16 protein-coding genes and 3 pseudogenes are annotated in these 26,819 nt (G+C 70.0%); 6 read left to right on the forward strand and 13 right to left on the reverse strand.

Annotated elements, in window-relative coordinates:
* Positions 1–48: 48 nt before the first annotated feature.
* Complete coding sequence (locus OV427_RS14385) at positions 49–1,512, forward strand: sensor histidine kinase (protein ID WP_267856669.1); 1,464 nt, start codon at positions 49–51, stop codon at positions 1,510–1,512.
* Entirely contained in the window at positions 1,512–2,879 is a 1,368-nt protein-coding gene (locus OV427_RS14390; RefSeq protein ID WP_267856670.1) for a sigma-54-dependent transcriptional regulator, read from the forward strand. The genes OV427_RS14385 and OV427_RS14390 overlap by 1 nt, the downstream gene beginning before the upstream one ends.
* A gap of 1 nt (position 2,880) precedes the next feature.
* Here OV427_RS14390 and OV427_RS14395 read toward each other — a convergent pair whose 3' ends face one another.
* The 4 genes from OV427_RS14395 to OV427_RS14410 form a co-directional block, all read right to left on the reverse strand.
* Positions 2,881–4,122 (reverse strand): AcvB/VirJ family lysyl-phosphatidylglycerol hydrolase, encoded by a 1,242-nt coding sequence (locus OV427_RS14395; RefSeq protein WP_267856671.1) that lies wholly within the window; start codon positions 4,120–4,122, stop codon positions 2,881–2,883.
* Positions 4,119–6,668: a bifunctional lysylphosphatidylglycerol flippase/synthetase MprF gene (mprF, locus tag OV427_RS14400; RefSeq protein ID WP_267856672.1), complete on the reverse strand. Its 2,550-nt coding sequence runs from the start codon at positions 6,666–6,668 to the stop codon at positions 4,119–4,121. Before mprF ends, OV427_RS14395 begins: the two co-directional genes overlap by 4 nt.
* A 103-nt stretch (positions 6,669–6,771) precedes the next feature.
* Positions 6,772–7,584 (reverse strand): glutaminyl-peptide cyclotransferase, encoded by an 813-nt coding sequence (locus OV427_RS14405; protein ID WP_267856673.1) that lies wholly within the window; start codon positions 7,582–7,584, stop codon positions 6,772–6,774.
* A 45-nt stretch (positions 7,585–7,629) separates the two neighbouring features.
* A complete protein-coding gene (locus tag OV427_RS14410) occupies positions 7,630–8,100 on the reverse strand; it encodes a response regulator (RefSeq protein WP_267863426.1) in 471 nt (156 codons plus the stop codon).
* A 388-nt stretch (positions 8,101–8,488) separates the two neighbouring features.
* Between OV427_RS14410 and OV427_RS14415 the strand changes: the two genes are divergently transcribed.
* From OV427_RS14415 to OV427_RS14430, 4 genes and pseudogenes are all read left to right on the forward strand, one after another.
* Positions 8,489–9,991, forward strand: a complete 1,503-nt coding sequence (locus tag OV427_RS14415) for a Do family serine endopeptidase (RefSeq protein WP_267856674.1) — start codon at positions 8,489–8,491, stop codon at positions 9,989–9,991.
* Between the two features lie 154 nt (positions 9,992–10,145).
* Positions 10,146–14,167, forward strand: a pseudogene (locus OV427_RS14420) (serine/threonine-protein kinase PknK).
* Positions 14,168–14,535: 368 nt separating this feature from the next.
* Positions 14,536–15,894, forward strand: coding sequence for an AAA family ATPase (locus OV427_RS14425; protein ID WP_267856675.1), 1,359 nt, complete (start codon positions 14,536–14,538; stop codon positions 15,892–15,894).
* On the forward strand, positions 15,895–16,758 hold the full coding sequence (locus tag OV427_RS14430; protein ID WP_267856676.1) for a DUF4435 domain-containing protein: 864 nt from the start codon (positions 15,895–15,897) through the stop codon (positions 16,756–16,758).
* Between the two features lie 704 nt (positions 16,759–17,462).
* Here OV427_RS14430 and tnpC (OV427_RS14435) read toward each other — a convergent pair.
* The 9 genes and pseudogenes from tnpC (OV427_RS14435) to OV427_RS14470 form a co-directional block, all read right to left on the reverse strand.
* Positions 17,463–18,956, reverse strand: a complete 1,494-nt coding sequence (tnpC, locus tag OV427_RS14435; protein WP_420718357.1) for an IS66 family transposase — start codon at positions 18,954–18,956, stop codon at positions 17,463–17,465.
* 58 nt (positions 18,957–19,014) lie between these two features.
* Complete coding sequence (gene tnpB, locus OV427_RS14440; RefSeq protein WP_267856678.1) at positions 19,015–19,380, reverse strand: IS66 family insertion sequence element accessory protein TnpB; 366 nt, start codon at positions 19,378–19,380, stop codon at positions 19,015–19,017.
* Positions 19,374–19,700: an IS66 family insertion sequence element accessory protein TnpA gene (tnpA, locus tag OV427_RS14445; RefSeq protein WP_267856679.1), complete on the reverse strand. Its 327-nt coding sequence runs from the start codon at positions 19,698–19,700 to the stop codon at positions 19,374–19,376. The genes tnpB (OV427_RS14440) and tnpA (OV427_RS14445) overlap by 7 nt, the downstream gene beginning before the upstream one ends.
* Positions 19,684–21,205: pseudogene (gene tnpC / locus OV427_RS14450) on the reverse strand (IS66 family transposase). Before tnpC (OV427_RS14450) ends, tnpA (OV427_RS14445) begins: the two are co-directional and overlap by 17 nt.
* A gap of 64 nt (positions 21,206–21,269) precedes the next feature.
* A complete protein-coding gene (gene tnpB, locus OV427_RS14455; protein ID WP_267856681.1) occupies positions 21,270–21,476 on the reverse strand; it encodes an IS66 family insertion sequence element accessory protein TnpB in 207 nt (68 codons plus the stop codon).
* A 13-nt stretch (positions 21,477–21,489) separates the two neighbouring features.
* Positions 21,490–21,636, reverse strand: a pseudogene (gene tnpB / locus OV427_RS50790) (IS66 family insertion sequence element accessory protein TnpB); the annotation flags it as partial.
* Entirely contained in the window at positions 21,630–21,956 is a 327-nt protein-coding gene (gene tnpA, locus OV427_RS14460) for an IS66 family insertion sequence element accessory protein TnpA (RefSeq protein ID WP_267856682.1), read from the reverse strand. The gene tnpA (OV427_RS14460) and the pseudogene tnpB (OV427_RS50790), both read right to left, overlap by 7 nt.
* A gap of 513 nt (positions 21,957–22,469) precedes the next feature.
* A complete protein-coding gene (locus OV427_RS14465; protein ID WP_267856683.1) occupies positions 22,470–24,266 on the reverse strand; it encodes an OPT/YSL family transporter in 1,797 nt (598 codons plus the stop codon).
* A gap of 8 nt (positions 24,267–24,274) precedes the next feature.
* Positions 24,275–26,539 (reverse strand): PAS domain S-box protein, encoded by a 2,265-nt coding sequence (locus OV427_RS14470; RefSeq protein ID WP_267856684.1) that lies wholly within the window; start codon positions 26,537–26,539, stop codon positions 24,275–24,277.
* Between the last annotated feature and the right edge of the window lie 280 nt (positions 26,540–26,819).

Consider the following 26,819-nt stretch of genomic DNA (forward strand, 5'->3'; position numbering starts at 1 on the left):
AGCTCCACCCCCTCGCCCACGGACCGGGGAAGCCTCTACAGACCTCCCGTGAGACTCGCTCGCAAGTTCACCCTGGCCCTCGTCCTGCTCGCTGTCGCCGTCATCTCCGGCCTGCAGTACATCCAGGTGCGCCGCGAGCTGGAGCGCTCCGCGCTGGACATGCAGCACGACCACCGCCTCCTCGGCCACACGCTCGCCGGCGCCATCGGCAAGGCGTGGCAGCTCGCCGGTGAGCGGGAGGCCCTCACCCTCCTCCACCAGTCCAACCGCTTCCAGGAGCAGGTGCACCTGCGCTGGGTGTGGCTCGACGGTGGCCCCGGCACCCCGTCCCTGGACGGCTTCCCGCCGAGACTGCTCGCCACGCTGCGCGCGGGGCAGGACGGCTCCATGGTGGACCCGAGCCCGGAGCCGGGCCTGCTGCACTCGTACACGCCGGTCATCATCAACAACCAGCGGCTGGGGGCCATCGAAATCACCGAGTCGCTGGGCGACCAGCAGCAGCACGTGCGCACCGTCGTGGTGGGCACCATCGCCGCCACCGCCGCGATTACGGCCGCCTTCTTCGTGGCCGCCATGGCCATGGGCCGGCGCCTCGTGGGCGAGCCCGTGGACCGGCTGGTGAAGCTCGCGCACCGCATCGGCCAGGGCGACCTCACCGCGCGCGTGCAGCTCCCCCAGCGGCGCGGCGACGAGCTGACGACGCTGGCCAGCGCGATGAACCGCATGGGCGAGCAACTGGAGGAGACGCGCGCGCGCCTCGCCTCGGAGACGGCCGCGCGGCTGTCCGCGGTGGAGCACCTGCGGCACGCGGACCGGCTCACCACCGTGGGCAAGCTGGCCTCGGGCGTGGCGCACGAGCTGGGCACGCCGCTCAACGTCGTCATGGGCCGCGCGAAGATGATTTCCAGCGGCGAGGCCGAGGGCGAGGAGGTGAACGAGTGCGCTCAAATCATCTCCCAGCAGGCCCAGCACATGACGGGCATCATCCGCCAGCTCCTGGACTTCGCCCGGCGCCGCGCGCCCCACCGCGCGCCGGAGGACGTGCACGGCCTGGTGGAGCGCTCGCTCAGCCTGCTGCGGCCCATGGCGTCCAAGCGCAGCGTGGCGCTGGAGGCCCAGGTGCCCGCGGGGCTGGCGCTGGAGGCGGATGGAGGACAGGTACAGCAGGTGCTCACGAACCTGGTGATGAACGCCCTGCAGGCCATGAAGCGCCCGGGCACCGTCCACGTGCGCGCCGAGGAGGTCCGCGCCACACCGCCGGCCGCGGAGGGCGGCGCCGAGGCCGACTACGTGCGGCTGGACGTGGAGGACCAGGGCGACGGCATCCCCGCGGACGTGCTGCCCCACGTCTTCGAGCCCTTCTTCACCACCAAGGACGTGGGCGAGGGCACGGGCCTGGGTCTGTCCGTGTCCTACGGTCTGGTGAGAGACCATGGGGGCTGGATTGGCGTGCGCAGCGAGCCCGGACGCGGTAGCTGCTTCTCCATCTACCTGCCACGAGGAGGGAACTGATGCCGGGCCGCGTCCTGGTCGTCGAGGACGAGCGCGAGATGCGCGCCATGCTGGAGAAGGGCCTCACGCGCCGGAGCTTCACGCCGGTGGCGATGCCCTCCGCGGACGAGGCGCTGGCGAAGCTGGCCGCCGAGGACTTCGACGTGGTGCTCACCGACTTGCGCATGCCCGGCATGGACGGGCTCGCGCTGTGTGAGCGCATCGCCCTCAACCGCCCGGACATCCCGGTGGTGGTGGTGACGGCCTTCGGCAGCCTGGAGACGGCGGTGGCCGCCATCCGCGCGGGCGCGTACGACTTCGTCACCAAGCCCATCGACGTGGACGCGCTGGTGCTGGTGCTGGAGCGCGCGGTGCAGCACCGCGCCCTGCGCGAGGAGGTGCGCCGGCTGAGGCAGGCGCTGGGCCGACGCGACGACGGCGGCGCGGTGGTGGGCGAGAGCCCGGCCATGAAGCAGGCCTACGCGCTCATCGACCGCGTGGCGGACCTGGACTCCACGGTGCTGATTACCGGCGAGAGCGGCACCGGCAAGGAGGTCGCCGCGCGCGCCGTGCACACGCGGGGACGCCGCAAGGACGGGCCCTTCGTGGCCCTCAACTGCGCGGCCATGCCGGAGGCGTTGCTGGAGAGCGAGCTGTTCGGCCATGCGAAGGGCGCCTTCACCGATGCGAAGGCGGCGCGCACCGGACTCTTCGTCCAGGCGCATGGCGGCACCCTCTTCCTGGATGAAGTGGGGGAGCTGCCCCTCACGCTCCAGCCCAAGCTGCTGCGCGCGTTGCAGGAGCGCGTGGTGCGCCCGGTGGGCGGAGACACGGAGGTGCCCTTCGACGCGCGCATCGTCGCGGCCACCAACCGCGACCTCGAGCTGGCGGTGGAGGAAGGCCGCTTCCGCGAGGACCTCTACTACCGGCTCAACGTCATCGGCATCGAACTGCCGCCGCTGCGCGCACGCGGCAACGACGTGCTGGCCCTGTCCCAGCGCTTCATCGAGCAGTTCGCCGCGCGCACCGGCAAGCGCGTGGAGGGCCTGTCCCCCGCGGCGGCGCAGCGGCTGCTCGCCTACGGGTGGCCGGGCAACGTGCGCGAGCTGCAGAACTGCATCGAGCGCGCAGTGGCGCTCACCTCCTTCGAGCAGCTCACCGTCGACGATTTGCCCGAGCGCGTGCGCAACTACAGCCAGCCGAAGGCGGTGCCGGAGAACACGGACCCGTCGGAGCTGGTGACGCTGGAGGAATTGGAACGGCGCTACATCCACCGCGTGCTGGAGGCGGTGGGCGGCAGCCGCACGCTGGCCGCGCGGGTGCTCGGCGTGGACCGCAAGACGCTCTACCGGAAGCTGGAGCGCGACGACGAGGCGAAGAAGCCCTGAGTCAGGGGAGCGACTGGAGGACGAGTCGCGCGAGGGCCTCGAAGTCCCCGTCGAAGTGGTGGCCGCCCTTTCGTGCCACCACGCGCCAGCCGGGCCTGGGCGGCAGCTTCGGGCACAGGCTCTCCGACGCCTCCTTCGCGCCGTAGACGCACAGCAACGGTGTGTCGCCGAGCGCCTCCACGTCGGGGAGGACGGGAAGGCTGGGGTGCTTGCCGATGCCGAAGAGGTCGGTGACGTGCACCTCGAACTCCGCCTCCTGTCCTGGAGCGATGAGGGCCACCAGTCGCAGCCGCTCGCGCAGCTCCGGTGGCAGGCGGGCCGCGATGGCCGGCACCAGGTCCGCGCCGCGCGAGTACCCCACCAGCAACACGCGCTGCCGGCCCCACGCGGGCAGGTAGTGCCGCAGCGCGCGCGCCACGTCCGCCGCCGTCTCCTCCGGCGTGCGCCGCTTCCAGAAGTAGCGGAGCGAGTCGAGCGCCACCACGGGAATGCCCGCGTCCGAGAATGAGGTGGCCAGGGCCCGGTCCAGCGCCGCCATGCCGCCGTCGCCCGTGACGATGAACGCCAGCGTGTCACTGCCCTGCGTCTTCGCGGCCACCTCCACCAGCGGCAGGTCCTTCACCGCATCCGAGGCCGTGGAAGGCAGCGGTGCGGGCACGGAGGCCGCGTCATAGGCGGACAGCAATTGGGGCAGCGTGCGCGCCGGCACCAACTGCTGGCCCGAGGTGTGCCCGTGCTCGCGCCCAGGCCCCGCGCAGAAGGTGACAGACAGGGACTTCGCCGGGTGCACGTCCATGCCCACCGCGCCGGTGAACGTCCCCGCGGGAGCCTGGGCCAGCGCGGCGTCCGCCAACCCCGCGCCGGCGCCCACGCCGACGAGCGTCGGGTGGAGGTACTCGGGCAGGCCCGCGTGCTGCTGGAAGCCCTGGCTCAGTGCCTCCAGGTCTCCCGCCGGGTACGCACAGCCGGACTCGCGCTCCAGCGCGCGCAGGTATGCCCGCGCGTCCACGCCCAGCACCAGCGCGCCGTGCTCCGCCAGCACCGACGCCAGCTCCGCGCCGCGCCCGCTTCCCGGGGGTCCGTCCGACAGCAGTAGCGCCACCGACGCGGGCGGGGCCCTGGGGCGCGTCACCACCACCGTGCCCAGCCGACCGAAGCGCGCGGTCTCCGAGCTCGCATCCACCGGCACCGCGGCGCACGTGGCGAACAACAACCCCAGCACTACGAGTCCCCTGCGTCTCATCGCGCCACCACCCCGCCCAGTCCTCGCGACACCAGCGCGGAGACGTTGGCCAGCACCCGGGGCAGTGCCAGCCCTCCGGGCGATGCGAGGAAGCGGGGCGCCCATGCCGGCTTGAACTTCTCCTTGTACTGCCGCAGCCCCTGGAAGTTGTAGAAGTGCTCGCCGTGCCGGAAGAGGAACGCGCCCATCCGGTTCCACATCGGCGCCAGGCTCCGGGCCTCGAAGCCGCTGAAGGGCGCCATGCCCAGGTTGAAGCGGCCATAGCCCTGCCGCCGTCCCCACAGCATCAGCGACACGAAGAGGAAGTCCATCACCCCGTGTGGACTGCCCGGTCGGTAGCGCATCAGGTCCAGGCTCAGCTCGTCCTTCACCTCCGGCGCCCACACGTTGGCGAACCCCCAGGGCCTGCCGTCCCGGCGCACCACGGCCACCGGCCCCTCCTCCAGGTAGCGCGGCGAGAAGTAGCCCAGGCTGAAGCCCTTCTCGCGCGTGTGCTTCTCCTCCAGCCACGCGTCGGAGATGGCCTTCAACTCCGGCAGCAGCGCCGGCACCGCCTCGCGCGGCAGCACCTCGAAGGTGAGGCCCTCGCGCTCCAGCTTGTGCACGATATGGCGCAGCCCCCTGCGCTCCGGCCCGTCCAGGCCGAAGTCCGCCAGTGGCACCGTGGCCTCCTCGCCCAGCTTCAGCAGCGACAGTCCCAGGTCCAGGTAGCGCGGCAGCGACCTCGCGCACACCTGGTAGAAGCAGGCCTGTCCCTCGTGCCGGTCCGCCAGCGCCTGGAAGTGCCACGCCAGCTCCGTGGCCTCGCCCTCCGGCCCCACCGGGTCCCCCATGGACACCCAGCTGCGCCCGGCCACGCCGTACATGAGGAAGGCCGAGCCCCCGTTGTTGAAGAGCAGCGACTTGTCCCCCACCAGCGCCAGGTACGCCGCGGACTCCGGTGAGTGCGACACCAGTGGCCGCACGCGCGCCAGCGCCGCCGCGTCCGGAGGCCGGGGACGTGCGGACGCGGGCCGCAGCAACGCGGCCACGCCGAACAGCAGCCCCGCGCCCAGCACGCCCACCGTGGCCCGCATGAAGCGCGGCGCGTCCCCGCCGAAGGTGAACTGCCACCACAGCGCATGGCTGTAGGCCACGTGCCGGTACGCGAGCAGCCCCAGTCCCACCGACGCGGCCACCACCACCCCCGTGGCCAGCAGCCACCCCGGGCTGAAGACGTCCTCGAGCAGCGACGCGCGCCGGTGGAAGCGCGCGCGGAAGGGCACCAGCGCCAGGGCCAGCGCCAGGAGCAGCGCCGCCTCCTCGTAGTCCACGCCCTTGATGAGCGAGAACACCGCGCCCGCCACCAGCGCCACCTGCGTCATCACGTAGGCCCCATCCAGCCGGCGCTGGAGCCCCTGCGCCAGCACCAGCAGCGCCAGTCCGGCCAGGCTGCCCAGCAGGTGCGACGCCTCCATCAGCGGCAGCGGGACGAGGTCCTTCAGGAAGGACAGCCGCTCGGGCACCGTGGGCGTGGCACCGGAGAAGAGCAGCACCGCACCGGCGATGAAGGCCGCCGCGGACGCCATCCACGGCACCACCGGAGCGAAGGTGTCCCGCGTCACACGCGCCGCCCGTCCCAGGCGCTCGCGGTGCAGCCCCACTTCGTGGAGGGCCAGGAGCAGCACCGCCACGGTGAAGGGCAGCAGGTAGTAGACGACGCGGTAGACGAGCAGCGTGCCCAGCACGAGGGGCGCCGGCACGGCGGGCGACAGCGCCGCGAGGATGAGGGACTCGAACACGCCCAGTCCTCCGGGCACCTGACTGGCGATGCCCGCCAGTTGCGCCAGCGCGAAGAGTGCCACCAGTCCCGGCAGCGACACGCCCGCGCCCTCGGGGAGCAGCACCCACAGCACCAGCGCCGCCAGCGCCCAGTCCAGGCACGACACCGCGAGCTGGGCCACCGCCAGCCCGGGCGTGGGCAGCGTCACCTCCACGTCGCGCACCCGCAGCGGGCGGCGCACCCACGCGCAGGCCCCGAGGTACACCAGCAGCAGGCCCAGCATGCCCAGCCCCAGCGCTCGCGCCACCTCCGGCGGGAGTGACAGCAGCGCCGACGCCCCGCGGCCGGCCACCAGCGCCGTGCCCGCCACCGCCAGCAGCCCCGACCAGAACGTGAGCGCGTTGAAGGTGGCCACCTGCGCGACGTCCAGCGCGGACAGGCCGTGGGCGGAGTAGAGCCGGTAGCGCACCGAGCCTCCGCTGAAGAACGACATGCCCACGTTGTGGCCGAAGGCGTAGCCGATGAAGGACGTGAAGCCCACGTGCCGGTACGGCAGCCCCCGGCCGACGTGCCGCAGCGACAGCACGTCATACAGCGTCAGCGCGAGGTAGTTCGCGCCGGTGACGAGCAGCGCCAGCAGGACGCGGCCCGGGGGAATGGCCGCCAGGCCCGCCCGCACCTCCCCGCCCCGCAGCGTCGCCAGCTCGCGGTGCAGCACCCAGGCCGCCACGCCCAGCAGCACCAGGGGCAGCAGGGCGAGGGCCACGCGCCGCAGCCTGTCCATGCAGAAGCCCTCCCCTCCACCAGCATGCGCATGCCACGCCCGGCGGGCACTGCCAGCCAGGCAGGGGCTCAGCGCGGCGGCGGCATGAAGCCGGGCGGAAGGCTCAGTTCTCGCCCGGCGCGGGCTCCAGGCGCACCTCGAAGAGCTTCGGCCACAGCTTGCCCGTCATGAACATGCGGCCGGTGCCCGGCTCCACGGCGATGCCGTTGAGCACCGCCTCGTTGCTGCGCAGCTGCGGGGCCACCGCGCGCGTCAATTCGGACGCGTCGATGACGGCCACCACGTGGCCGGTGTGCGGGTCGATTTCGAGCACCTCCGAGGTGTGCCAGACATTGGCGTAGATGACGCCGTTGGCGCACTCCAGCTCGTTGAGCTGGTCCACGGGCTGGCCCTGCAGCGTCACCTCCACGGTGCCCAGCGGACGGAAGTCCTCGGGCGCGTGGAAGGTCAGCGTGGAGCTGCCGTCGCTGCGCACCAGCTTCCCCTCCCAGTAGCACAGGCCCCAGCCGTCACCCTCGTAGCGCGTGGTGCGCTCGCGGCGCGGGGGCATGCCACTCCACGTGAAGAGCAGCCCCTCCGTCCAGGTGAGCTGGTAGAGGCGCTCGCCGTCGCTGGCCAGCCCTTCCGTGAAGATGTCGCCCAGCTCCTCCATCCACACCGGCTCCGCGGAGTCGAAGGAGAGCTGGCGCAGGGTGCCCTCGTGGCCGGTGCTCTCGAAGAGGTGGCCCTGGTGGAACACGAGCCCCTGCGTGAAGGCGTCCGTGGAGTGCGGGTACTCGCGGACGATGCGCGCCACGCGCCGCAGGGGCGTGGCGCCCTCCGGCACTTCCGCGACGGACCGGTGCGCGGGCGTGCACGTCGCGCTCAGCGCGCACAGCGGCAACAGCCAGGAGGACTTCCGCAGGGAGGGCTTCATGGGTGCGCACCTTATCGCGCGGCACTGGCCGCGTTGACCAGCGACTCAGCGCGGTGGAGGGACGAGCGCCTCCACCGCGGCGCAGAGGTCCTCCATGGCGAAGGGCTTGTTGAGCACGCACGACGCGCCGAGCTGCTTCGCCTCCTCATGGAGCTGCGCGTCACCAAAGGCGGTGATGAGGATGACCGGTGTGGTCCACCCCTCGCGCCGCAGCCGGGCGAGCACCTCCAGGCCGGAGTAGCCGGGCATGCGCACGTCGGTGACGATGAGGTCCGGCACCAGCGTCTGCGGCGCCAGCAGCCCATCCACAATCGCCTGCACCAGGTGCGGCCCGTCGGGCGCGTCCACCACCTCATAGCCCCGGCGCATCAGCGCCCGCCGCAGCAGCACGCGCATCTCCGCCTGGTCCTCCGCCACCAGGATGCGCGGCGCTCCGCGCCCGTCCGCCCACTCCCGGGTCGAGCCAGGCCGCTGTCGCGACGCCGCCTGCTCATTCACGTTGTCTTCCGGCCCCATCATCAATGTCGGCTCCTTGGGAATTCGTGGTGGGCTCGTCAGACAGAGCATTCGCCATGCCACGCCCGCTTCCTCGGAGCGGGGCGCGTTTCCCGCGGAGAAATGCCCCGACCGGGGCACTTTGCCCCGCCCCATCCCGCCCCATCGGGGCGCTCGCACCCGCCCATCTAGAGGAAGACACGCCCTGTCTTGGATTGGCCCGGGGCCTGCAATGACTCGCGGCATCGGTTCGGGCGTGGGGAGTCGCACGAAGGTCCCCAGGCACCAATGACCGCCGCGTGGAGTCGGGGGACGCCTCGCGCGCGGTCATCGCGTCCACCCTGCGCCCGGACCGAGATTTCCACCCTTTTGAGGCCGGACTCCCTCCGGCCCACATGGAGAACGAACGATGCCTTGCTCGCTCCCGACCCGCCGCCTCCTCGGTGCCCTGGCCCTGCTTCCCGCCGCGACGTTCGGCAGTGCCTGCGGCCAGGCCCTGGGCACCGCGTCCGCCGCGACTCCCACGGCCGCACTCTCCGCGCCCGCGAAGCCTGCCGCCTCGCCCAACGTGCCCGTGCAGCAGGCGCTCTACAGCCCTGCGGCCTCTGGCGCGCCGGGCACGCTCACCTCGCTGGCGCCGCTGGTGGACGCGGTGAAGGGCGCGGTCGTCAATGTGGAGGTGACGTCGCGGCCGCGCCGTGTGTCCGGCATGCAGGGCCTGCCGCCGGGCATGGCGGAGCGCTTCGGCCTGCCGCCCGGCATGGGCTTCGAGGGCCAGACGCCGTCGCGCCAGGGCGCGGGCTCCGGCTTCATCATCGAAACGGGCGGCATCGTCCTCACCAACAACCACGTGGTGGAGGACGCGGACGTGGTGCGCGTGAAGCTGGACGACGGCCGCGCCTTTGATGCCGAAGTGCTCGGGAGGGACCCGCTCACCGACGTGGCGCTCATCAAACTCAAGGGCGCGCCGGGCAACCTGCCCTCCGTGCCGCTGGGGGACTCGGACGCGCTGCGCGTGGGCGACGCGGTGATGGCCATCGGCAACCCGTTCGGCCTCGCGTCCAGCGTGAGCGCCGGCATCCTCTCCGCCCGGGCGCGCGACATCCACGCGGGGCCCTATGACGACTTCCTCCAGACGGACGCCGCCATCAACCCCGGCAACTCCGGCGGGCCGCTCTTCAACATGAAGGGCGAAGTGGTGGGCATGAACACGGCCATCATCGGCGGCGCCACCGGAATCGGCTTCGCGGTGCCCAGCAACCTCATCCGCAACCTCCTGTCGCAGCTCCAGGACACGGGCGCGGTGCGACGCGGCTGGCTGGGCCTGTCCGTGCAGGACCTCACGCCGGACATCGCCAGGGCGCTGGGCGTGCAGGCGACGAAGGGCGCGGTGGTGGCCGGCGTCAACCGAGGCAGCCCGGGCGCTCGCGGCGGCCTGCGCGAGGAGGACGTCATCACCTCCGTGGAAGGCAAGCCGGTGGACTCGGCGGGCGCGCTCACCCGCGCGGTGGCCCAGCTCAAGCCCGACAGCAAGGTGAAGCTGGAGCTGCTGCGTGACGGCAAGCCGCAGACGCTGGAAGTCACGCTGGGCACGCGCCCGGCCATGGAGGGCGAGGAGGAGGTGGCGCCGCGCAATGGCACCGCGTCCCAGCGCCAGCGCATCGGTGTGCAACTGAGGGACACGGAGAACGGCCCGCAGGTGATGGCGGTGGAGCCCGGCAGCCCCGCGGACAAGGGCGGCTTGGTGCCCGGCATGGTGCTGGTGCAGGTGGGTGACCAGAAGGTCTCCAGCGCGGCGGAGGCGGTGCAGGCCTTCACCTCCGCGAAGCCCGGCGCGCCGGTGCTGCTGCGCGTGCGCGCCCCCAACTCCGACACCGCCCTGCTGCGCGCGGTGGAAGTGCCGGAGCGCTGAGGTTCCGCGTTCAGGCTTTGCTTGGACAAACCCCGCACAAACGGGAAGGTTGTCCAAGCCCGGGGCGGCGCGGTGGGGGACGACCCACCGGGTCGCCCCGCGGCCGTCCGCCCGATTCTGAATTGGCAGTGGACCTGACGTAGAGTGTCGTCCCGTGCCGCGCTGCCAGACATGCGGGCGGCGCTGGGAGGGTTCCCACGCGCCGTGTCCGCCAGGCCCACCCCTTCCCGGGGGAGGCCCCGCGCCGTCCGCCGTGCCCTCCGCGCCGCCCACCGTCCCGGGCTACCAGGTGGAGCGGGTGGTGGCGCACGGGGGCTTCGGCGTGCTGTTGGGCGCGTGGCGCGCGTCGGATGGCAAGCGGGTGGCCATCAAGGTGGCGCGCAGCGGCAACGTGCTGGGCAGCGCGCAGCTCGTCCGCGAGTCCGAGGCCCTCAAGGTGCTGGGCCCGCCCACCGTGCCCGCCCTCTACGAGTTCGGCACGCTGCCGGGCGGCGCGCGCTTCCTCGCCATGGAGTACGTGCCGCTGCCCACGCTGGCCGAGCGCCTCGCGCACGCCTCCGGGCCCCTGCCCGCGGACGAACTGGCCGCGCGCGCCCTGGCCGCGGTGGACACGGTGGCCGCCGTCCACGCGCGCGGGCTGGCCCACTGCGACTTGAAGCCGGAGCACCTCTTCCTGGACGAAGTCGCCGGCCGCATGCGCGTCTTCGACTTCGGGCTGGTGCGCGGCACCTCCACGGAGGGAATCGCCCTGCCGGTGGGGGCCACGCCCAGCGACACGTCCGGCTTCGCCGGCACCGCGGAGTACATGGCGCCCGAGCAGTGCGCGGGCAACCTGGACGTGGACGCGCGCACGGACGTGTACGCGCTGGGCGTGCTGCTCTACGAGATGCTCACCGGCCGGCCGCCCTTCTTCGGCGTCACGCCGGACGTGCTCCAGGCCCACCTGTCCCTGCGGCCGCCGCCGCCGTCGGACTTCGCGCAGGTGCCGCCCGCCCTCGAGGAGGTGGTGCTGCGCTGTCTCGCCAAGGAGCGCGCGCGCCGCCCGGAGGACGCCGCCGCGCTGGGCACCCTGCTGCGCGGGGCCTTCGAGCACGCGCACCGCGCCTCCGATTCAGCCTCGCAGCGGCCGGTATCCCCCGGCGAGCCGCGCCCCGCCCAGGTGCGCCGCTCCGTCGCCGTCCTCTTCCTCACCTCGCGCGCCAACCCCGTGTCCCTCCAGAAGGCGCTGGGCTCCTACGGCGGACACATGGCCTTCACGGACGGGCCGCGCATCGCCGCCGTGTTCGACCCGGACGTGGGAGAGAATCCGGTGCGCCGGGCCATGCGCGCCGCCGAAGGGCTGGCCGAGCGCGGGCTGGCCCCGGGCGCGCTGGTGGACGTGTCCGCCGTCACCGTGCAGCGCCGCCCCACCGGCGCGCCGCGCTACCTGGGCGCCATCTTCTCGCGCGAGGACCACTACCCCACCGGGCCGGACGCGCACGGACTCCTGCTGACGCCGGCGGCCGCCGAAGCAGTGCCGGAGGTGCCCTGCATGGAGGTGCCGGGCCTGCGCGGCCTGGTGCGCCCCGCGCCCCCGGGGGCCGCGCCGCGTCCGGACATCACCGTCCTCCAGCTCGGCAGCGAGGTGCTGGTGGGCCGGGAGGTGGAGCTGGCCTCGCTGCTGGAGAGCGCGCGCTCGGCGGTGGGCGAGGCCGCGCCCACCGTCGTCACCGTGCTGAGCGAGCGGGGCCACGGCAAGAGCCACCTCGCGGCCACGCTGGCCCGCAGGCTCCAGGCGCTGCTGCCGCACACGCGGGTGTACTCCACGCGCTCGCGCGAGCCGGTGCAGGGCGACCCGGACGGAACCCTGCGCACGCTGCTGCGCTGCGCGCTGAGCGCCTTCGAGCACGACGACACGGACTCGGAGGAGCAGGGCTACGCGGCGATTCAGCAGCGACTGGGCCCCACGCTGGGCACGGAATTGTGGCCCGGCGTGGCCGCGACGCTGGGCTGGTACGCGCCGGGTGGGCCGGAGCTGCAGAGCTGGGCCGCGGCGCCCGGCGCGCTGCGCTCGCTGGCCATGCGCGCCGCGGGCGAGTTGCTGGCCGCCAACGCCCGCGAGCGCCCGCTGTGCCTCATCGTCGACGACGCGCACTTCGCCGAGGAGACTGCGCTGGACGCGCTGGAGTACGCCTGCCTCGCGGAGGCCAGCGTCCCCCTGTGGGTGTGCGTGCTGGCGCGCCCGGGCTTCGAGAAGAGCCGCCCCACGTGGGGCACCCGCGCCGCCCGGCAGGCCACGCTGTCGCTGGCCGCGCTGCGCGCCGACCAGGCCCAGCAGTTGTGCCGCATGCTCCTCAAGCCGGTGGAGAACGTGCCCGCGCAGGCGGTGGAGCGGATTGTCGAGCGCGCCCAGCACGTCCCGCTCTACGTGGTGGAATTGGTGCGCGGGCTGAAGCGCCAGGGACTGGTGCGCCAGCGCGCGCCGGGCGGCAGCTGGTACCTCGTCACCGACGGGCTGGAGAAGGTGCCCGAGCTGCGCCTCGTGGAGTGGCTCGCGGACCGTGAACTGGGCGCGCTGCCTCCGTCGCTCGCCGCGCACGCGCGCCTGTGCGCGCTGCTGGGCACGGACTTCACCGCCGCCACCGCGGAGGGCGTGGTGCGCGAGCTGGAGCGTGACGGCGCCGCGGGCGGCTTCCCGCTGGACGCGGGCCACGCGACGAAGCGCCTCCTGGACTCCGGTCTGCTGGTGGCCCACCGGCAGGAAGGCCTGAGCTTCCGCAACGAATTGCTGCGCGAGGCGGTGGCCGCCACCCTGCCCGCCGCGGAGCGGCTGCGCATCCACCACGCCGCCTACCGCTACTACCTGGGCAACGCGGGCGCCAGCGAGCGCCAGCGGCTGCCCCGCCTGGCGCTGCATGCCGCCGCCGCCGGCCTGCGGGACGAGGCCGCCGCGCTCTCCATCGACCTGGCCGAGTCCGCGCGCGGCCGCCACGCCTTCCTCGACGCGGAGGCCATGTACACGCGCGCGCTGGAATTGCTGGAGCCGACGGACGAGCTGCGGTGCCTCACCGCGCTGCGCGGCCGGGGCCTCATGCGCATCCGCATCGGCCGGTATGACGACTCGCTGGCGGACTTCGCCGCCGCGCGCGAGAAGGCCCGCCGCCTGGACGACACGCGCACGGAGGTGGAGCTGCTGCTGGACGAGGCCATGGCGCTGGACTGGACGAACGACTACGCGCGCAGCGAGGCCCGCGCGCTGGACGCCCAGGCCCTGGCGGCCCGCGTGGAGTCGCCCTACGTGCAGGCCCGCTGCTGCTGGCGCTGGGCCGCGCCCAGTTCCGCAAGGGCGAGTGGCAGGAGGCGCGCATGCCCCTGGAGGCCGCCGCCGAGCGCGCCCGCCGCCTGGGCGACGCGGGCTACGAAACGCAGGTGGTGGCGCAGTTGCTGCTCGCCGTCATCCTCCCCAACCTGGGCGACATCGACGAGACGGACCGGGTGCTGACGGAGGTCATCGACGCGTGCACCGAGCGCGGAGACCGCTTCCACCTGGGCAGCGCCATCAACAACCGCCGCAACCTCTGGGTGGCGCGGAAGGACCTGGCCAGCGCGCTGAAGGACCAGGAGCGCTTCATGCACCTGGGCCGCGAGCTGGGCATGGTGGGCTGGGAGTACTTCGCCGAGCACAACCTGGGCGAGCTGCACTACCAGGCCGGCGACGTGGAGGCGGCCACGCCGCACATCGCCCGCGCGATTGCGCTGGAGCGCCGGCACCCGGAGGTGGCGCCGCGTCCGTGGGCGCTCTTGCTGCAGGCGCGGGCCATGGCGTGGACGGGCCGGCACGCGCGCGGGCGTGAGCTGCTGGCGCAGGTGCGGCAGGTGCTGGCGGACGGCCGGCACGGCGTGGACCTGAGTCCCTCGGAGGAGGTGCTCTTCGCCATGGTGGAACTGGCCACGCGCGAGGCCACGGCGGACGCGTGGCGCGCGCTGCGCGAGCGCTCCGCCCAGGTGTCCGTGGAGCAGGAGCCCCTGGAGGTGCTGGAGATGATGGGGCTGGCGGCGCTGCGGCGGAACGACTTCGACGAGGCCGCCCGCGTGCTTCAGGAGGCGCTGGAGCGCGCCCTCCACGTGCCGAACCTCATGGAGGGCCGCATCCGCCGCTCGCTGGAGCGCGTGAGGGACCTCACCCCTGCTGCATGAGGCCCAGCGCCATCAGCGCGGCGATGAGCACTCCAGTCAGTGACTCGCCGGCAATCGCGCCCGCGCCGAACCTGACAATGCCCCTTCAAACTGAGCGGGCCGCTATCCGGTCCTGCTTAGCATGTGCGCGGACCACAACTCCGCAACAGGATGGTAGGGGGTATCAAGAAACCCACTCCCCGTTGAATGCGATCTTATTGACCCATACCGCCAAGGCTCCCACTTAGATAATTACGATGCCAGAGCCGCTTTGACACCCTGAAGTCCACACAGAAGCATCCCACACCACACCATTCTCCTAATTAAGACGAAGTCCCCATAAAGACTTCACCATCAAGAACTACCAACATGAACCGAGCTCACAAACCATGCGCCTAATCAATTTCAACGCATCCAAAGTCCACGGATACTTAAACTTCAACATAAACTTCAACGACAACATAACATTTCTCGTCGGACTAAACGGCTCAGGCAAGACAACTGCACTACGCCTCATAATGGGCCTAATAACTCCCTCCCTGGAGAACCTTGCCGAGATTGAATTTGACTCCTGCTCAATCAAAGTTCGCGCAGAGCAGGAGTTTGAAATCATCGCCACAGACAAGGATGACCGCATCTCCGTTAGCATTAGCGGCCATTCCGAGACGTTCGTCTTTGACAAGCCAGACCCCAGCATTCTTGCTGGCTCGCGATCTCGACACGAATACTTCACGAGGCTCCAGACCGAATCACGACTGCATCCTGTTGTCATGAAGATCGCCCGATCCGCCACCCCCATGTTTCTTGGGCTCGATCGGCGATTCCTCGCACAAGAGCGCGCTATCACAGAGCGGACTTTCGACGAGCCCATCTATGAGGCCAGACAATCAGTCGTATCTGCACGCCACTCACGCAGAGACCTAGGTGCAAGTCTTCAGGATGTTCAACTACTAGTTCGAGACACGATGGCGGAACTTCGCACAAAACAAGAGGAAATTGACGGCGAACTTCGACGCAAAATCATTATCGATGCCTTTGCATATGTCCCTACCAATTCCGGCATTGTCTTCCAAGGCCCTTCACCAGAAGTAATTGCTTCTTTCAAGAAAAAGAAGGCGTCAATCGAGCAAGCCGTTGGCAGCCTTGGAGTCAACCCATCAGAAGTGGAGGAACGCCTGACGGAGTATTTTAATCGAATGGAGAAGGTCATCGGGGCGTTCGACAGTTTCGAGCACGCTCGAGGAACAAAGAAACAGCGCACTCCTCCTGCCGATCTCGTCATGGAGTGGATTGTCAACAAGCCACAAGTTGACCGAATCAACACTCTATTTCAAATGATCGAGCGATATGTGGTCATGCGAGCAGGAGTTTCTGCCCCCATAGACAACTTCCTTTCCCTCATAAATAGATTTCTCGCACAAACCAGCAAGAAGCTTGTCCTATCCGCTCAGGACTACCTAGCTGTTCAATTCGATTCTGGCGAGTCACGCCCCCTCTCCGCGCTCTCATCAGGAGAGCGCCAAATCGTAGTAATGTTGGCGCATTTGTCTCTCAATAAGCGTTCCGAAACCGAGGGAGTCTTCATTGTCGACGAACCGGAATTGTCACTCCACATTGCTTGGCAAGAAATGTTCGTGGATGCCATCCGCCAAGCCAACCCTTCGGTACAATTAATCCTAGCAACACATTCACCCGCGATTATTCTTGGCAGAGACGACCTCTGCGTCGTGGTTGGTGGGGTAAACTAAATGCTCAAATGGCCAGCAAAGGCACTGGAGAGCATTGCTACACTCTTCCAACCACTGCAGGACATTGACGTATACGTCGAAGACGAAGGTTCTGAGATTTTCTACCTAGAACTGCTATCGCGACTAACAGACGGCGAATTCAAGATCGTGAGAGTCTTACCACTTGGCGGACGCAAGCGCGTTATCGAGAAGTGCCAAAGCGCCCAAGGCAATGGTCGCCCATCTATTTTCATTATTGATGGAGACCTTGAATGGGTAAGAGGAGGCAGCCCCCCTCCACTGAAGGGCCTTTATCACCATGATGCCTACTGCATCGAGAACTACCTATTCTGTGCTACTGCCGCCACAGAACTCATAGCCGAGTCCCACGGCAAGCTTTCGAGGCAGCAAGCTCGTGATTTGCTTTCTTGGGATTCGTTCTTGAGCCAGACCATCACCCCACTTGTCGAACTTTTCTGCGTCTTTGCAGCAGCTCAGAAGCTGGCACCCTCAGTACCGACTGTAAGCAGAGGAGTCGGAGCCATACTGACACCAAGTAGGAAAGGGGCTCCGTCTCAAGTCGACAAGGACCGACTCAATCAACTTCGAAACGAGGTAAGCGCAGAGGTCATTTCCGCGACTGGCAAAGAAGCATTCGATGCAGCCGTCAAGGAGATCAGCGATCGAGTCAACTCCCTGTCTGCTAAGCATTCGGCTATTTCAGGCAAGGACTTTCTACTACCACTACTCCGATTTCGCATCATCACCCTGGCAAAGTCACAACACCCTGATGACTCATTTCGATTCAGACTTGCAAAGCACTGCTCCCTTGAACGACTCACCCCTCTCAAATCGGCCCTAAAGAGCGCCGCACAGAAGAAGTAGGGACCGTTCAAAGACGATTGTGCCTCCGTGAAAACACACGTTCGTCAGAACACTGCTTAATCAGAATCCTGCTCAAGACGGGCGACTGTAGAGGCGTCGGCAGGAATGAGATGGCGGGGCCTCTGCGCACAACCAGGCCAGCTGCTTCGGCAAGGCGAGTGCGTCCGGCCGTCTCCCTCTCGACCACCATTCGCCGGTCGCGGTAGGGACGGCCCTTCGCCGTTTCCGGCTGAGGCCGCCCCCCGCACAGATCCCAGCGAGCGGAACTACCGCACTGGGCTCTTGCCTCGGGTTCTGACGTCAAACCGCTCCTCGGGCCAGGGATGCAGGATGCGGGCGGGCGGAATCCACCGTCGAACGAGCCTGGCCATCTTCTCCCAGTTCGTCCGGTCTCTCTGGCCGCGTCGCCGCAGCGTATCCGTACGGCGGATGACGTGCCGGGCCGCTTGAGGACGGGCGAGTGCTGTGCTCAGCGGTGTTCGCGAGCCTGGGCGTGAGCGGTTGGGTGGGTTGAAGCCGAGAGAGGAGACTCAGGAAGAGTTGACGGCACGCAGGTGCTTCCACTCGTGCGGCAGCAGCTCACCGATGGTATCCGTACGGCGGATGACGTGCCGGGCCGCTTGAGGACGGACGAGTGCTGTGCTCAGCGGTGTTCGCGAGCCTGGGCGTGAGTGGTTGGGTGGGTTGGAGCCGAGAGAGGGGACTCAGGAAGAGTTGGCGGCACGCAGGTGCTTCCACTCGTGCGGCAGCAGCTCACCGATGCGCGAGTCGGGGTGGGTCTGCACACGCAGCAGCACGTCCGCGAGATACGCCTCGGGGTTGACGTCGTTGGCCTCGCAGGTGGCCACCAGCGCGTAGAGTCCGGCGAGGTTCTCGCCCGCGGCCTCGTGGCCGACGAAGAGAAAATTCTTGCGGCCCAGAGCTGCCCTACGCAGGGCACCCTCGCTCCGGTTGTTATCCAAGGGCAGGCGCTCATCGGAGACGAAGCGGCTCAGGGCGTCCCATTGCTTCAGCGCGTAGGAGATGGCCCCGCCCAGCGGCCCCTTCGGCGGATGCCGCGGAGCCTGCTGCTCGAGCCAGACTCGCAGACGCGCGAGGACGGGCGCGCTGTGCAACTGGCGCAGCTCTCGGTGGGTGGCCGTGCGCACCACGTCCGCCTCGCGCGCCTGGGCCTCCACCCGGTAGAGCGCGAGGATGAGGTCCATGGCTTCGCGCGCTTCGGGCGCGGTGGCGAGCGCGTCGAAGAAGCGGCGCCTGCAATGCGCCCAGCACCCCACGCGCTTACGCCCGTCCGGCAGCGTCACCGGGTTGTAGCCGGTGTACCCGTCCACCACGAGCGCGCCCGTCGTGCCACCCAGCACGTCCAGGGGCGTCTTGCCCCCGCGCCCCATGCTGAAGCGGTAACCGATGAGCCACTCGCCCTTCTCGTTCTGTGTGAGAAACGTCCAGAGGTAGCCCAGACGCGTCTTCTTCACGTCCAGTACGCGCAGCGGCGTCTCGTCGGCCCACACCACCTCGGCGGACGCAATGCATTGCAGCAGATGCCGGGACAGCGGCAGCAGCACCGAGGCGGACAGGTGGAAGAGGTCCGTCAGCGTGCTGCGACTCATCGGCACGCCGCCCCTCTCAATGCGCTGGGCCAGCCGGTGCAGGGGCATGGCATCGGCGCACTTGGACGTCACCACGTGGGCGAGGAAGCCAGGGCCATACTCGCCCTTGTCCACCACCTTGGCGGGTGCGGGTGCTGTCACCACGCCCCCGCCGCACTTGCACGAGAGGACTTCCTGCACGTGCACCTGCCGCTCGAAGCGGGCCGGCAGGTACTCGTACACCTCGGTGGTGCGGCCCTTGCCCAGCAGCTTCAAGTCCTCGCTGCCGCAGGCGGGGCAGTGACGCGCCTCGGCCGGGACGGTGTGGTGAATCTCACGCGTGGGGCACTGCTCCGCCCTGCGGGCCGCGCGCTCGCGTCGCTTCTTCAGCGCCGCCTCGTCCCGTGCCGCCTTCGACTCCGCACTCGCCTCTTCCCCGCGCAGCTCGGCTGCCACGGTCGGCAGCTTCTCCGCCTTCTTGCCGAAGACGTGGCGCTGGAGGGCCGCCATCTGGCCCTTGAGAGTGTCCAACTCCCCGCCGATGCGGCCCACCTCGGCCTTGAGTTCCTCGGCTTCCTCGCGCCAGGGGCAGTGGTGGTCGAGTGGCAGCGGACGGGGCACCCGCGAGGAACAACCCGTCGGGTGGGCCATTGCCCGCGTGACGTGCTCAGCTCCCTGGCCGTCCTGGGGGCGTCCAGGCGGGCTGGCGCTTCACCTCGGCCACGTCGATGCCGTCCAGCAGCATTGCCAGCTGCGTGGCGTCGAGCGCGACGGACTGCGCGTCGGCGTCCACCGGCGGCAGTCGGAAGCGGCCCGTCTCCAGGCGCTTGTAGTACAGGACGAAGCCGCCCCGGCTGAAGGTGAGGATTTTCACCCGGTCTCCTCGCCGGCTGACGAAGGCGAAGAGGTGGCCCGAGTAGACGTCCTCGCCCCAGCCGGTGCGTACCAGGGCCATGAGCCCGTCTATCGACTTGCGCATGTCCACCGGCCCGGTGGCCAGCAGGATTCGCACCGAGGCCGGCAACGTCAGCACGCCGTACGCCCCAGGGACGCCACCAGTCGCGCCACGTAGTCGACGTCCGTGCCCGACGCGAAGCGCACGCGCGCCCCACTGACGGTGAGCACCTCCAACGGCATCCCCTCCGCCATGGGCGCTCCGCTCATCTGCACGGGCAGCAGGCGCACGGGCGGCTCCGCCTCGGTACTCACCTGGCGTCGACGCCGGTACACCCACGACTGCAGCGTGCTCAGCCGCAGCCCCCGGCTCTCGGCGAAACCCCGCTGCGTCTGCCCGCTCGCTTCGAACTCCTCGGCGACGCGCGCCCACTCCGGCTTCTCAGCTCTCTTCGGCACCCGACAAGGGATGACCTGACTTGCTCATCCCCTCAAGGCCCTGCGGCACGTCGTCCGTCGTACGGATACCACCGATGAGCGAGTCGAGGTGGGTCTGCACACGCAGCAGCACGTCCGCGAGATACGCCTCGGGTTGACGTCGTTGGCCTCGCAGGTGGCCACCAGTGCGTAGAGTCCGGCGAGGTTCTCGCCCGCGGCCTCGTGGCCGACGAAGAGAAATTCTTGCGGCCCAGAGCTGCCCTACGCAGGGCCCCCTCGCTCCGGTTGTTGTCCAAGGGCAGGCGCTCATCGGAGACGAAGCGGCTCAGGGCGTCCCATTGCTTCAGCGCGTAGGAAATGGCCCCGCCCAGCGGCCCCTTCGGCGGATGCCGCGGAGCCTGCTGCTCGAGCCAGACTCGCAGACGCGCGAGGACGGGCGCGCTGTGCAACTGGCGCAGCTCTCGGTGGGTGGCCGTGCGCACCACGTCCGCCTCGCGAGTCTGGGCCTCCACCCGGTAGAGCGCGAGGATGAGGTCCATGGCTTCGCGCGCTTCGGGCGCGGTGGCGAGCGCGTCGAAGAAGCGGCGGCGGACATGCGCCCAGCACCCCACGCGCGTACGCCCGTCCGGTAGCGTCACCGGGTTGTAGCCGGTGTATCCGTCCACCACGAGAGCGCCCGTGGTGCCCCCCAGCACGTCCAGGGGCGTCTTTCCCCCGCGCCCCATGCTGAAGCGGTAGCCGATGAGCCACTCGCCCTTCTGGTTCTGGGTGAGAAAGGTCCAGAGGTAGCCCAACCGAGTCTTCTTCACGTCCAGCACGCGCAGCGGCGTCTCGTCGGCCCACACCACCTCGGAGGCCGCAATGCATTGCAGCAGGTGCCGGGACAGCGGCCGCAGCACCGAGGCGGACAGGTGGAAGAGGTCCGTCAGGGTGCTGCGGCTCATCGGCACGCCGCCCCTCTCAATGCGCTGGGCCAGCCGGTGCAGGGGCATGGCATCGGCGCACTTGGACGTCACCACGTGGGCGAGGAAGCCGGGGCCATACTCGCCCCTGTCCACCACCTTGGCGGGCGCGGGCGCCGTCACCACGCCCTGGCTGCACTTGCACGAGAGGACTTGCTGCACGTGCACCTGCCGCTCGAAGCGGGCCGGTAGGTACTCGTACACGTCGGAGGTGCGTCCCTTGCCCAGCGGCTTCAAGTCCTCGCTGCCGCACGCGGGGCAGTGGCGCTCCTCGGCCGGCACGGTGTGGAGAATCTCGCGCGTGGGCGCTTGCTGGGCCTTCCGGGCTGCGCGCTCGCGTCGCTTCTTCAGCGCCGTCTCGTCCCGCGCGGCCTTCGCCTCCGCGTCCGCCTCTTGCCCACGCAGCTCGGCTGCCACCGTCGGCAGCTTCTCCGCCTTCTTGCCGAAGACGTGGCGCTGGAGGGCCGTCATCTGCCCCTTGAGGACGTCCAGCTCCCCGCCGATACGGCCCACCTCCGCCTTGAGCTCCTCGGCTTCCTCGCGCCAGGGGCAATGGTGGTCCAATGGCAGCTCTCGTGGCACCCGCGAGGAACAACCCGCCGGGTGGGCCATTACCCGTGTGACGTGCTCAGCTACCTGTGCGCCTCGGGGGCGTCCAGGCAGGCTGGCGCTTCACCTCGACCACGTCGATGCCGTCCAGCAGCATCGCCAACTGCGTGGCGTCCAGCTGCACCGACTGGGCGTCCGCGTCCACCGGCGGCAGCCGGAAGCGGCCCGTCTCCAGCCGCTTGTAGTACAGGACGAAGCCGCCCCGGCTGGAGGTGAGAATCTTCACCCCGGTCCCCACGGCGGCTGACGAAGGCGAAGAGGTGGCCCGAGTAGACGTCCTCGCCCCAGGCGGTGCGTACCAGGGACATGAGCCCGTCTATCGACTTGCGCATGTCCACCGGACCGGTGGCCAGCAGGATTCGCACCGAGGCCGGCAACGTCAGCACGTCGCACGCCCCAGGGCCGCCACCAGTCGTGCCACGTAGTCGACGTCAGTGCCCGACGCGAAGCGCACGCGCGCCCCGCCGACGGTGAGCACCTCCAGCGGCACCCCCTCCACCACGGGCGCTCCGCTCACCTCCACGGGCAGCAGGCGCACGGGCGGCTCCACCTCGGTCCTCACCTGGCGCCGACGCCGGTACACCCACGACTGCAACGTGCTCAGCCGCAGGCTCCGGCTCTCGGCGAACTCCCGCTGCGTCTGCCCGCTCGCTTCGAACTCCTCGGCGACGCGCGCCCACTCCGGCTTCTCGGCTCTCTTCGGCATCCGACAAGGGATGACCTGACTTGCTCATCTCCTCAAGGCCCCGCGGCACGTCGTCCGTCGTACGGATACGAGCGGTCCGACAACACGTCCCGCACGCAGTTCGCTTCCAGGTCGACGAGGATGGAGCCGTAGGTGAGTCCGTTACGCATAGCCCAGTCGTCAATTCCCAGGACGCGGGAGGGACTAGGAGGGGGCAACGGCGCGCGGCGAATCAGTCGCAGCAGGTTGCCTAGGCTGGGGTATCGCCAGCCAGAGGAGCAGCCTGCTCCCAGCTTCTGCACCGACCGTCATGGCGACGGCGCACTGAGCCGTGGCCAGCCTCCAAGTCCGCCGGGATTTACGAGGCAACAAGCGGGGCACACGCTCTGCGAAGTGCGTCGAAGGTATTGCGTGTTTCAACAGAGGAAGCGGCGCATGTGCAGTTCTAGCTACACAACACGCCCGGCAGAGGGCTGGTCCTGAGAAGCAAGCCGCAAGCATGTGCTCAGGAAACGCTGGAGCGCGTGAGGGACCTCACCCCTGCTGCATGAGCCCCAGCGCCATCAGCGCGGCGATGAGCACACCCGTCAGTGACTCGCCGGCAATCGCGCCCGCGCCCAGCGGGGCCACGTTGCGGTCCGTCGCGTCCGGCCAGCGCCTGCGGGCCAGCGCCATGCCCACCGCCCCCAGGCAGATGGACACCGCGTAGAAGGCCGGAAGGATGAAGCCGATGCCCATGGCCAGCGGCAGCGGCAGCCACTTCGCCGCCCGGCTCTTCGCCGCCAGCGTCAGCGCCGCGCCCACCACCGCCGCCACACCTCCCGCCAGCCCCGCGTGCGGAGGCAGCCCGGCCAACCCGCGCACCGCCAATTCCGCCACCGCGCGGAACTGGGTGGCGAAAGGCGCCGGCAGCGCCTGCGAACCCAGGCCATAGGCCTTCGCCAACAGCAGGTAGGCCGGCACCGCCACCAGCGAGCCCGCGAGCACGCCCACCAACTGCGCCACGAGCTGCCGGCGCGGCGAGGCACCCAGGAGGTGCCCCGACTTGAGGGACCACATGCTGACGCCCGTCTGCGCCGCCGCGCCCGACGTCACCGCGCCGGACGTCACGTTGGGCGCCATCGCCCCGGGCAGCAGCGCGCCGAACACCACCTGCGTAATCTGGCCCATCTGCGACACCGGTGACACGTCCGTCTGCCCCGCGCCGCGCGCGCACACCGCGCACAGGGGCAGCACCAACACGAGCGCCAGCAGCATGTACGGCACGCTCAGGCCGAAGACGAACGCGCCCAGCCCCACCGCCAGCGCGCACGCCGCCAGGCCCACGCCCACGGCCCAGCGAGGCAGCGCATCCGCGCGCCCCAGCGAGCCCACGTCCTTCGCGGCCCGCAGGAAGTCACGCGCCTGCACCGCCAGCGCCGCCAGCGCCGAGCCCACCAGCAGCCCCACGCCCGGCCAGGTGAGCCACGTCACCATGTCTCCCTCGTAGCCGGCGGCCTTGAGGATTCCCGAGCCCTCCAGCCACGGCGCGAGCACGCCCCACCCCACCACCGCCCCGGCCAGCATGCTCAGCCCCAGGCGCAGGCCCGTCATCATCCCAATCGCCAGCAGCATGGGGCTCCAGCCGATGCCCCACGTCAGCGACGCCGCCGGCACGCCGCCCAGCGAGCCCGGCATCGCCGTCATCCCCGGCAGCACCTTGAACGCGTCCCGCAGCGCGGTGATGGCCACGGACACGCCGGCCACCGCCGCCAGCAGCCACCCGCGGTGCCCGGTGCGGACCTCGGGCTGGGTGGGCGCATGCATGGCGGTGATGAGCTCCGCGGTGGCGGTTCCAGTGGGAAAGGGCAGCGCCTCCTCCACCACCAGCCTGCGCCGCAACACGTGCGCGGCCAGCACGCCCAGCGCGCCCAGGGCCACGCTCCAGGCCACCACGCCCCAGCCGGGCACGGACAGGCCCAGGAGGCTCAGCGCGGGCAGCGCGCCCAGCAGGCCCGCCGCAGCGGGCATGGCGCCCACCGCGGACGCGGCCGTCTGGGTGACGTTGTTCTCCAGCGGTGTGTACGGCGAGCCCCGCCGCCGCGACACCGTCGCCAGCGCGCTGAAGCCCAGCACCGCGGCGGTGACGGAGCCGCTCTCCCACCAGCCCGTCTTCAACCCCATGTACACGTTGGTGACGGCCAGCAGTCCACCGATGAGCAGCCCCATGCCCAGCGCGCGCGCCGTCAACTCCCGGGGCGCCTCCGGCGTCGGGGCCACGGAGGACAGCAGCGGCCGTCCGTCGGAAGGAGCCGGCTCGGCCACCGGGAGGCCGGAGGCGGAGGGGCGCACGGGAGGACTCATCGCACCGCCGCCTCGGCGGAGCGGCCCACCAACTCGCGAAGCTGCGTGAGGTCCAGCGGCTTGGAAATCTTGAGGTTGGGCACTTCGCGCAGGAAGGAGACCGTGCGTGGGGTGAAGGCGCCGCCCGTCATGAACACCATGCGTCCTGCCTGCTCCGGGGCACAGCGGCCCAGCTCGTTGTAGAGGTCCATGCCCGTCATGCCGGGCATCATCACATCGCACAGGATGAGGTCGTAGCGGCTGCCCTCGCTCACCAGCCGCAGCGCGGCCTGCGCGCTGTTGGCCGTCGCCACCTCGTGGTCCGCCGCCAGCGAGCGCTGCAGCGCCAGCGTCACGTTGGGCTCGTCGTCCACCACCAGGATGCGCGCCCGCGCGTTGTTCTGTACCGCGGCGGCCAGACGCGGCAGCACCTCCAGCTCGCGCGTGGCCGCGCGCAGCACCACGCGGAAGGTGCTGCCCCGGCCGGGCTCGCTCTCCGCCTGGATGGAGCCGCCCATGGACTCGATGATGCCGTGGCAGATGGACAGCCCCAGCCCCGTGCCCACACCCACCGGCTTGGTGGTGAAGAACGGGTCGAAGATGCGGCCCAGCACCTCCGCATTCATGCCCACGCCGGTGTCGCGGACCTCCACCACCACCCGGCCCCGCTCCTCGGCGCGGATGACGACGCGGATTTCGTGCTCGTTGGCGTGCGGGCCGTCCTCCGGAATGGCCTGCGCCGCGTTGAGCAGCAGGTTGAGGAACACCTGGCACAGCCGGGACTCGCTCGCCTCCACCGGGGCCACCGGCTCGAACTCCGTCACCAGCCGCGCGCGGTGGCGCACGACGTTGTCCGCCATCTTGCACGCCAGCTCCACCGCCCGGCGCACGTCCACCGGCATCAGCCGCTGCTCCTGCTCTCCACGCGCGAAGACCTTCAAGTCCCTCACAATCGTGGCGATGCGCTCGGCGCCCTCCGTCGTCTCGCGCACCAACTGCTGGAGCGACGCGACGGGCGCCGCGGGCACCACGTGCTCCAGCCGGTCCAACCCCTCGCGGATGAGGTGCAGGTTGACGAGCATGTAGGCCAGCGGGTTGTTGATTTCGTGCGCCACCCCCGCACCCAGCGTGCCCACCGACGCCAGCCGGTCCGCCACCACCAGGTGCGCCTGGAGCTGCTTGCGCTCCGTGGTGTCGCGGTGGACCATGATGTTCGCAATCGCGCGCCCCTCGCTGTCGCGCAGCGGCACCACCACGGACTCGCACCAGCACGTGGTGCCGTCCCTCCGGCGGAACTCCAGCTCCCCGCTCCAGCGTCCCTGCTTCTCCAGCGCGGTGAGCACCTGCGCGGTGGTCTTGTCGGACTCCTCCGGGTGCAGCACGCTGAAGAGCGTCTGTCCCAGCGCCTCGGACTTGTTGCGCCCGAACATGCGCTCCGCGCTGGTGTTCCAGTCGATGATGCCTCCGCCCAAATCCGTAATCACCACGCCGTCGTAGATGCTCTCGAAGATGAGCGACTGGCGCTGCAGCTCCTGCTCCGCCTGCTTGCGCGCGGTGATGTCCATCACCGTGCCCGTCACCCGCGCGGGCGTGCCGGACGCGTCGCACAGCACGTCGCCTTTGCACGAAATCCAACGCCAGCCACTGCCCTGCGGTTCGATGCGGTATTCCACATCCACCTGCGTCTTCTTCTCCAGCGCGGCGCGCAGCACCTCGCGCACGCGGGGCAAATCGCCGGGATGCACCACCTCGTCCAGGTCCATGGCCCGGCCGGACAGCTTGCCCACCGCGAGCCCCAGCAGCCGGTCCACCTGCTCGCTCCACGTCACCCGGCCGCTCTGCGCATTCCAGTCCCAGATGCCCACGCGCGCGGCGGACAGCGCCTGGCGCAGTTGCTCCTCGCGATGCTCCAGCACCTCGCGCTTGGAGAAGCGGAAGACGGTGACGGTGCCAATCTGGAGCCTGTCCCCCTCCTGCAATTCGGCGGTGGTGACGGGCACGCCGTTGAGCAGCGTGCCGTTGGTGGACTCGAGGTCCGTGACGTGGCAGCCGCCGTCGTCGGTGCGGATGATGCGCGCGTGCTTGCGCGACACCCCGTGGTCGTCGATGCGCACCGTGGCCTCGGAGCCACGACCGATGGTGTGCTCGCCCGGCTCCAGCCGATACGCCTTGCCGATGGCGGCCGGTGTCGTCGTGCTGATGAGGATGAGGCAGGCACCGGTGGAAGACGGCGGAGCCAAGGCAAGGCCCGCGCACGTCGTGAGGTCATCCAGCGTCGTCATGTCCACTCCCCCCGGCGCCCACCCGCGGCCCCGAACGACCCACCCGACCCCTGCCGCTGCGCGTGTCGCCACGTCCCGAAATCCAGCAGCCCCGGGCACTTGCCGTCCAATCCCCCCGGGTGTGGTGGGAACCCCGAGCATATGCCAGCCGACACCCGGCCTGCCCGAAGGGCACCGGGCTGACAGGTGGTGAACGCACGGACGGTATTGATGCAACCAGACGAGCCTCAGGGGCCCGGGCCGTGCAGCGGGTACATGGAGGAATGGTGGTAGAGTCGTC

The organism is Pyxidicoccus sp. MSG2 (assembly GCF_026626705.1).
GTDB lineage: Bacteria > Myxococcota > Myxococcia > Myxococcales > Myxococcaceae > Myxococcus.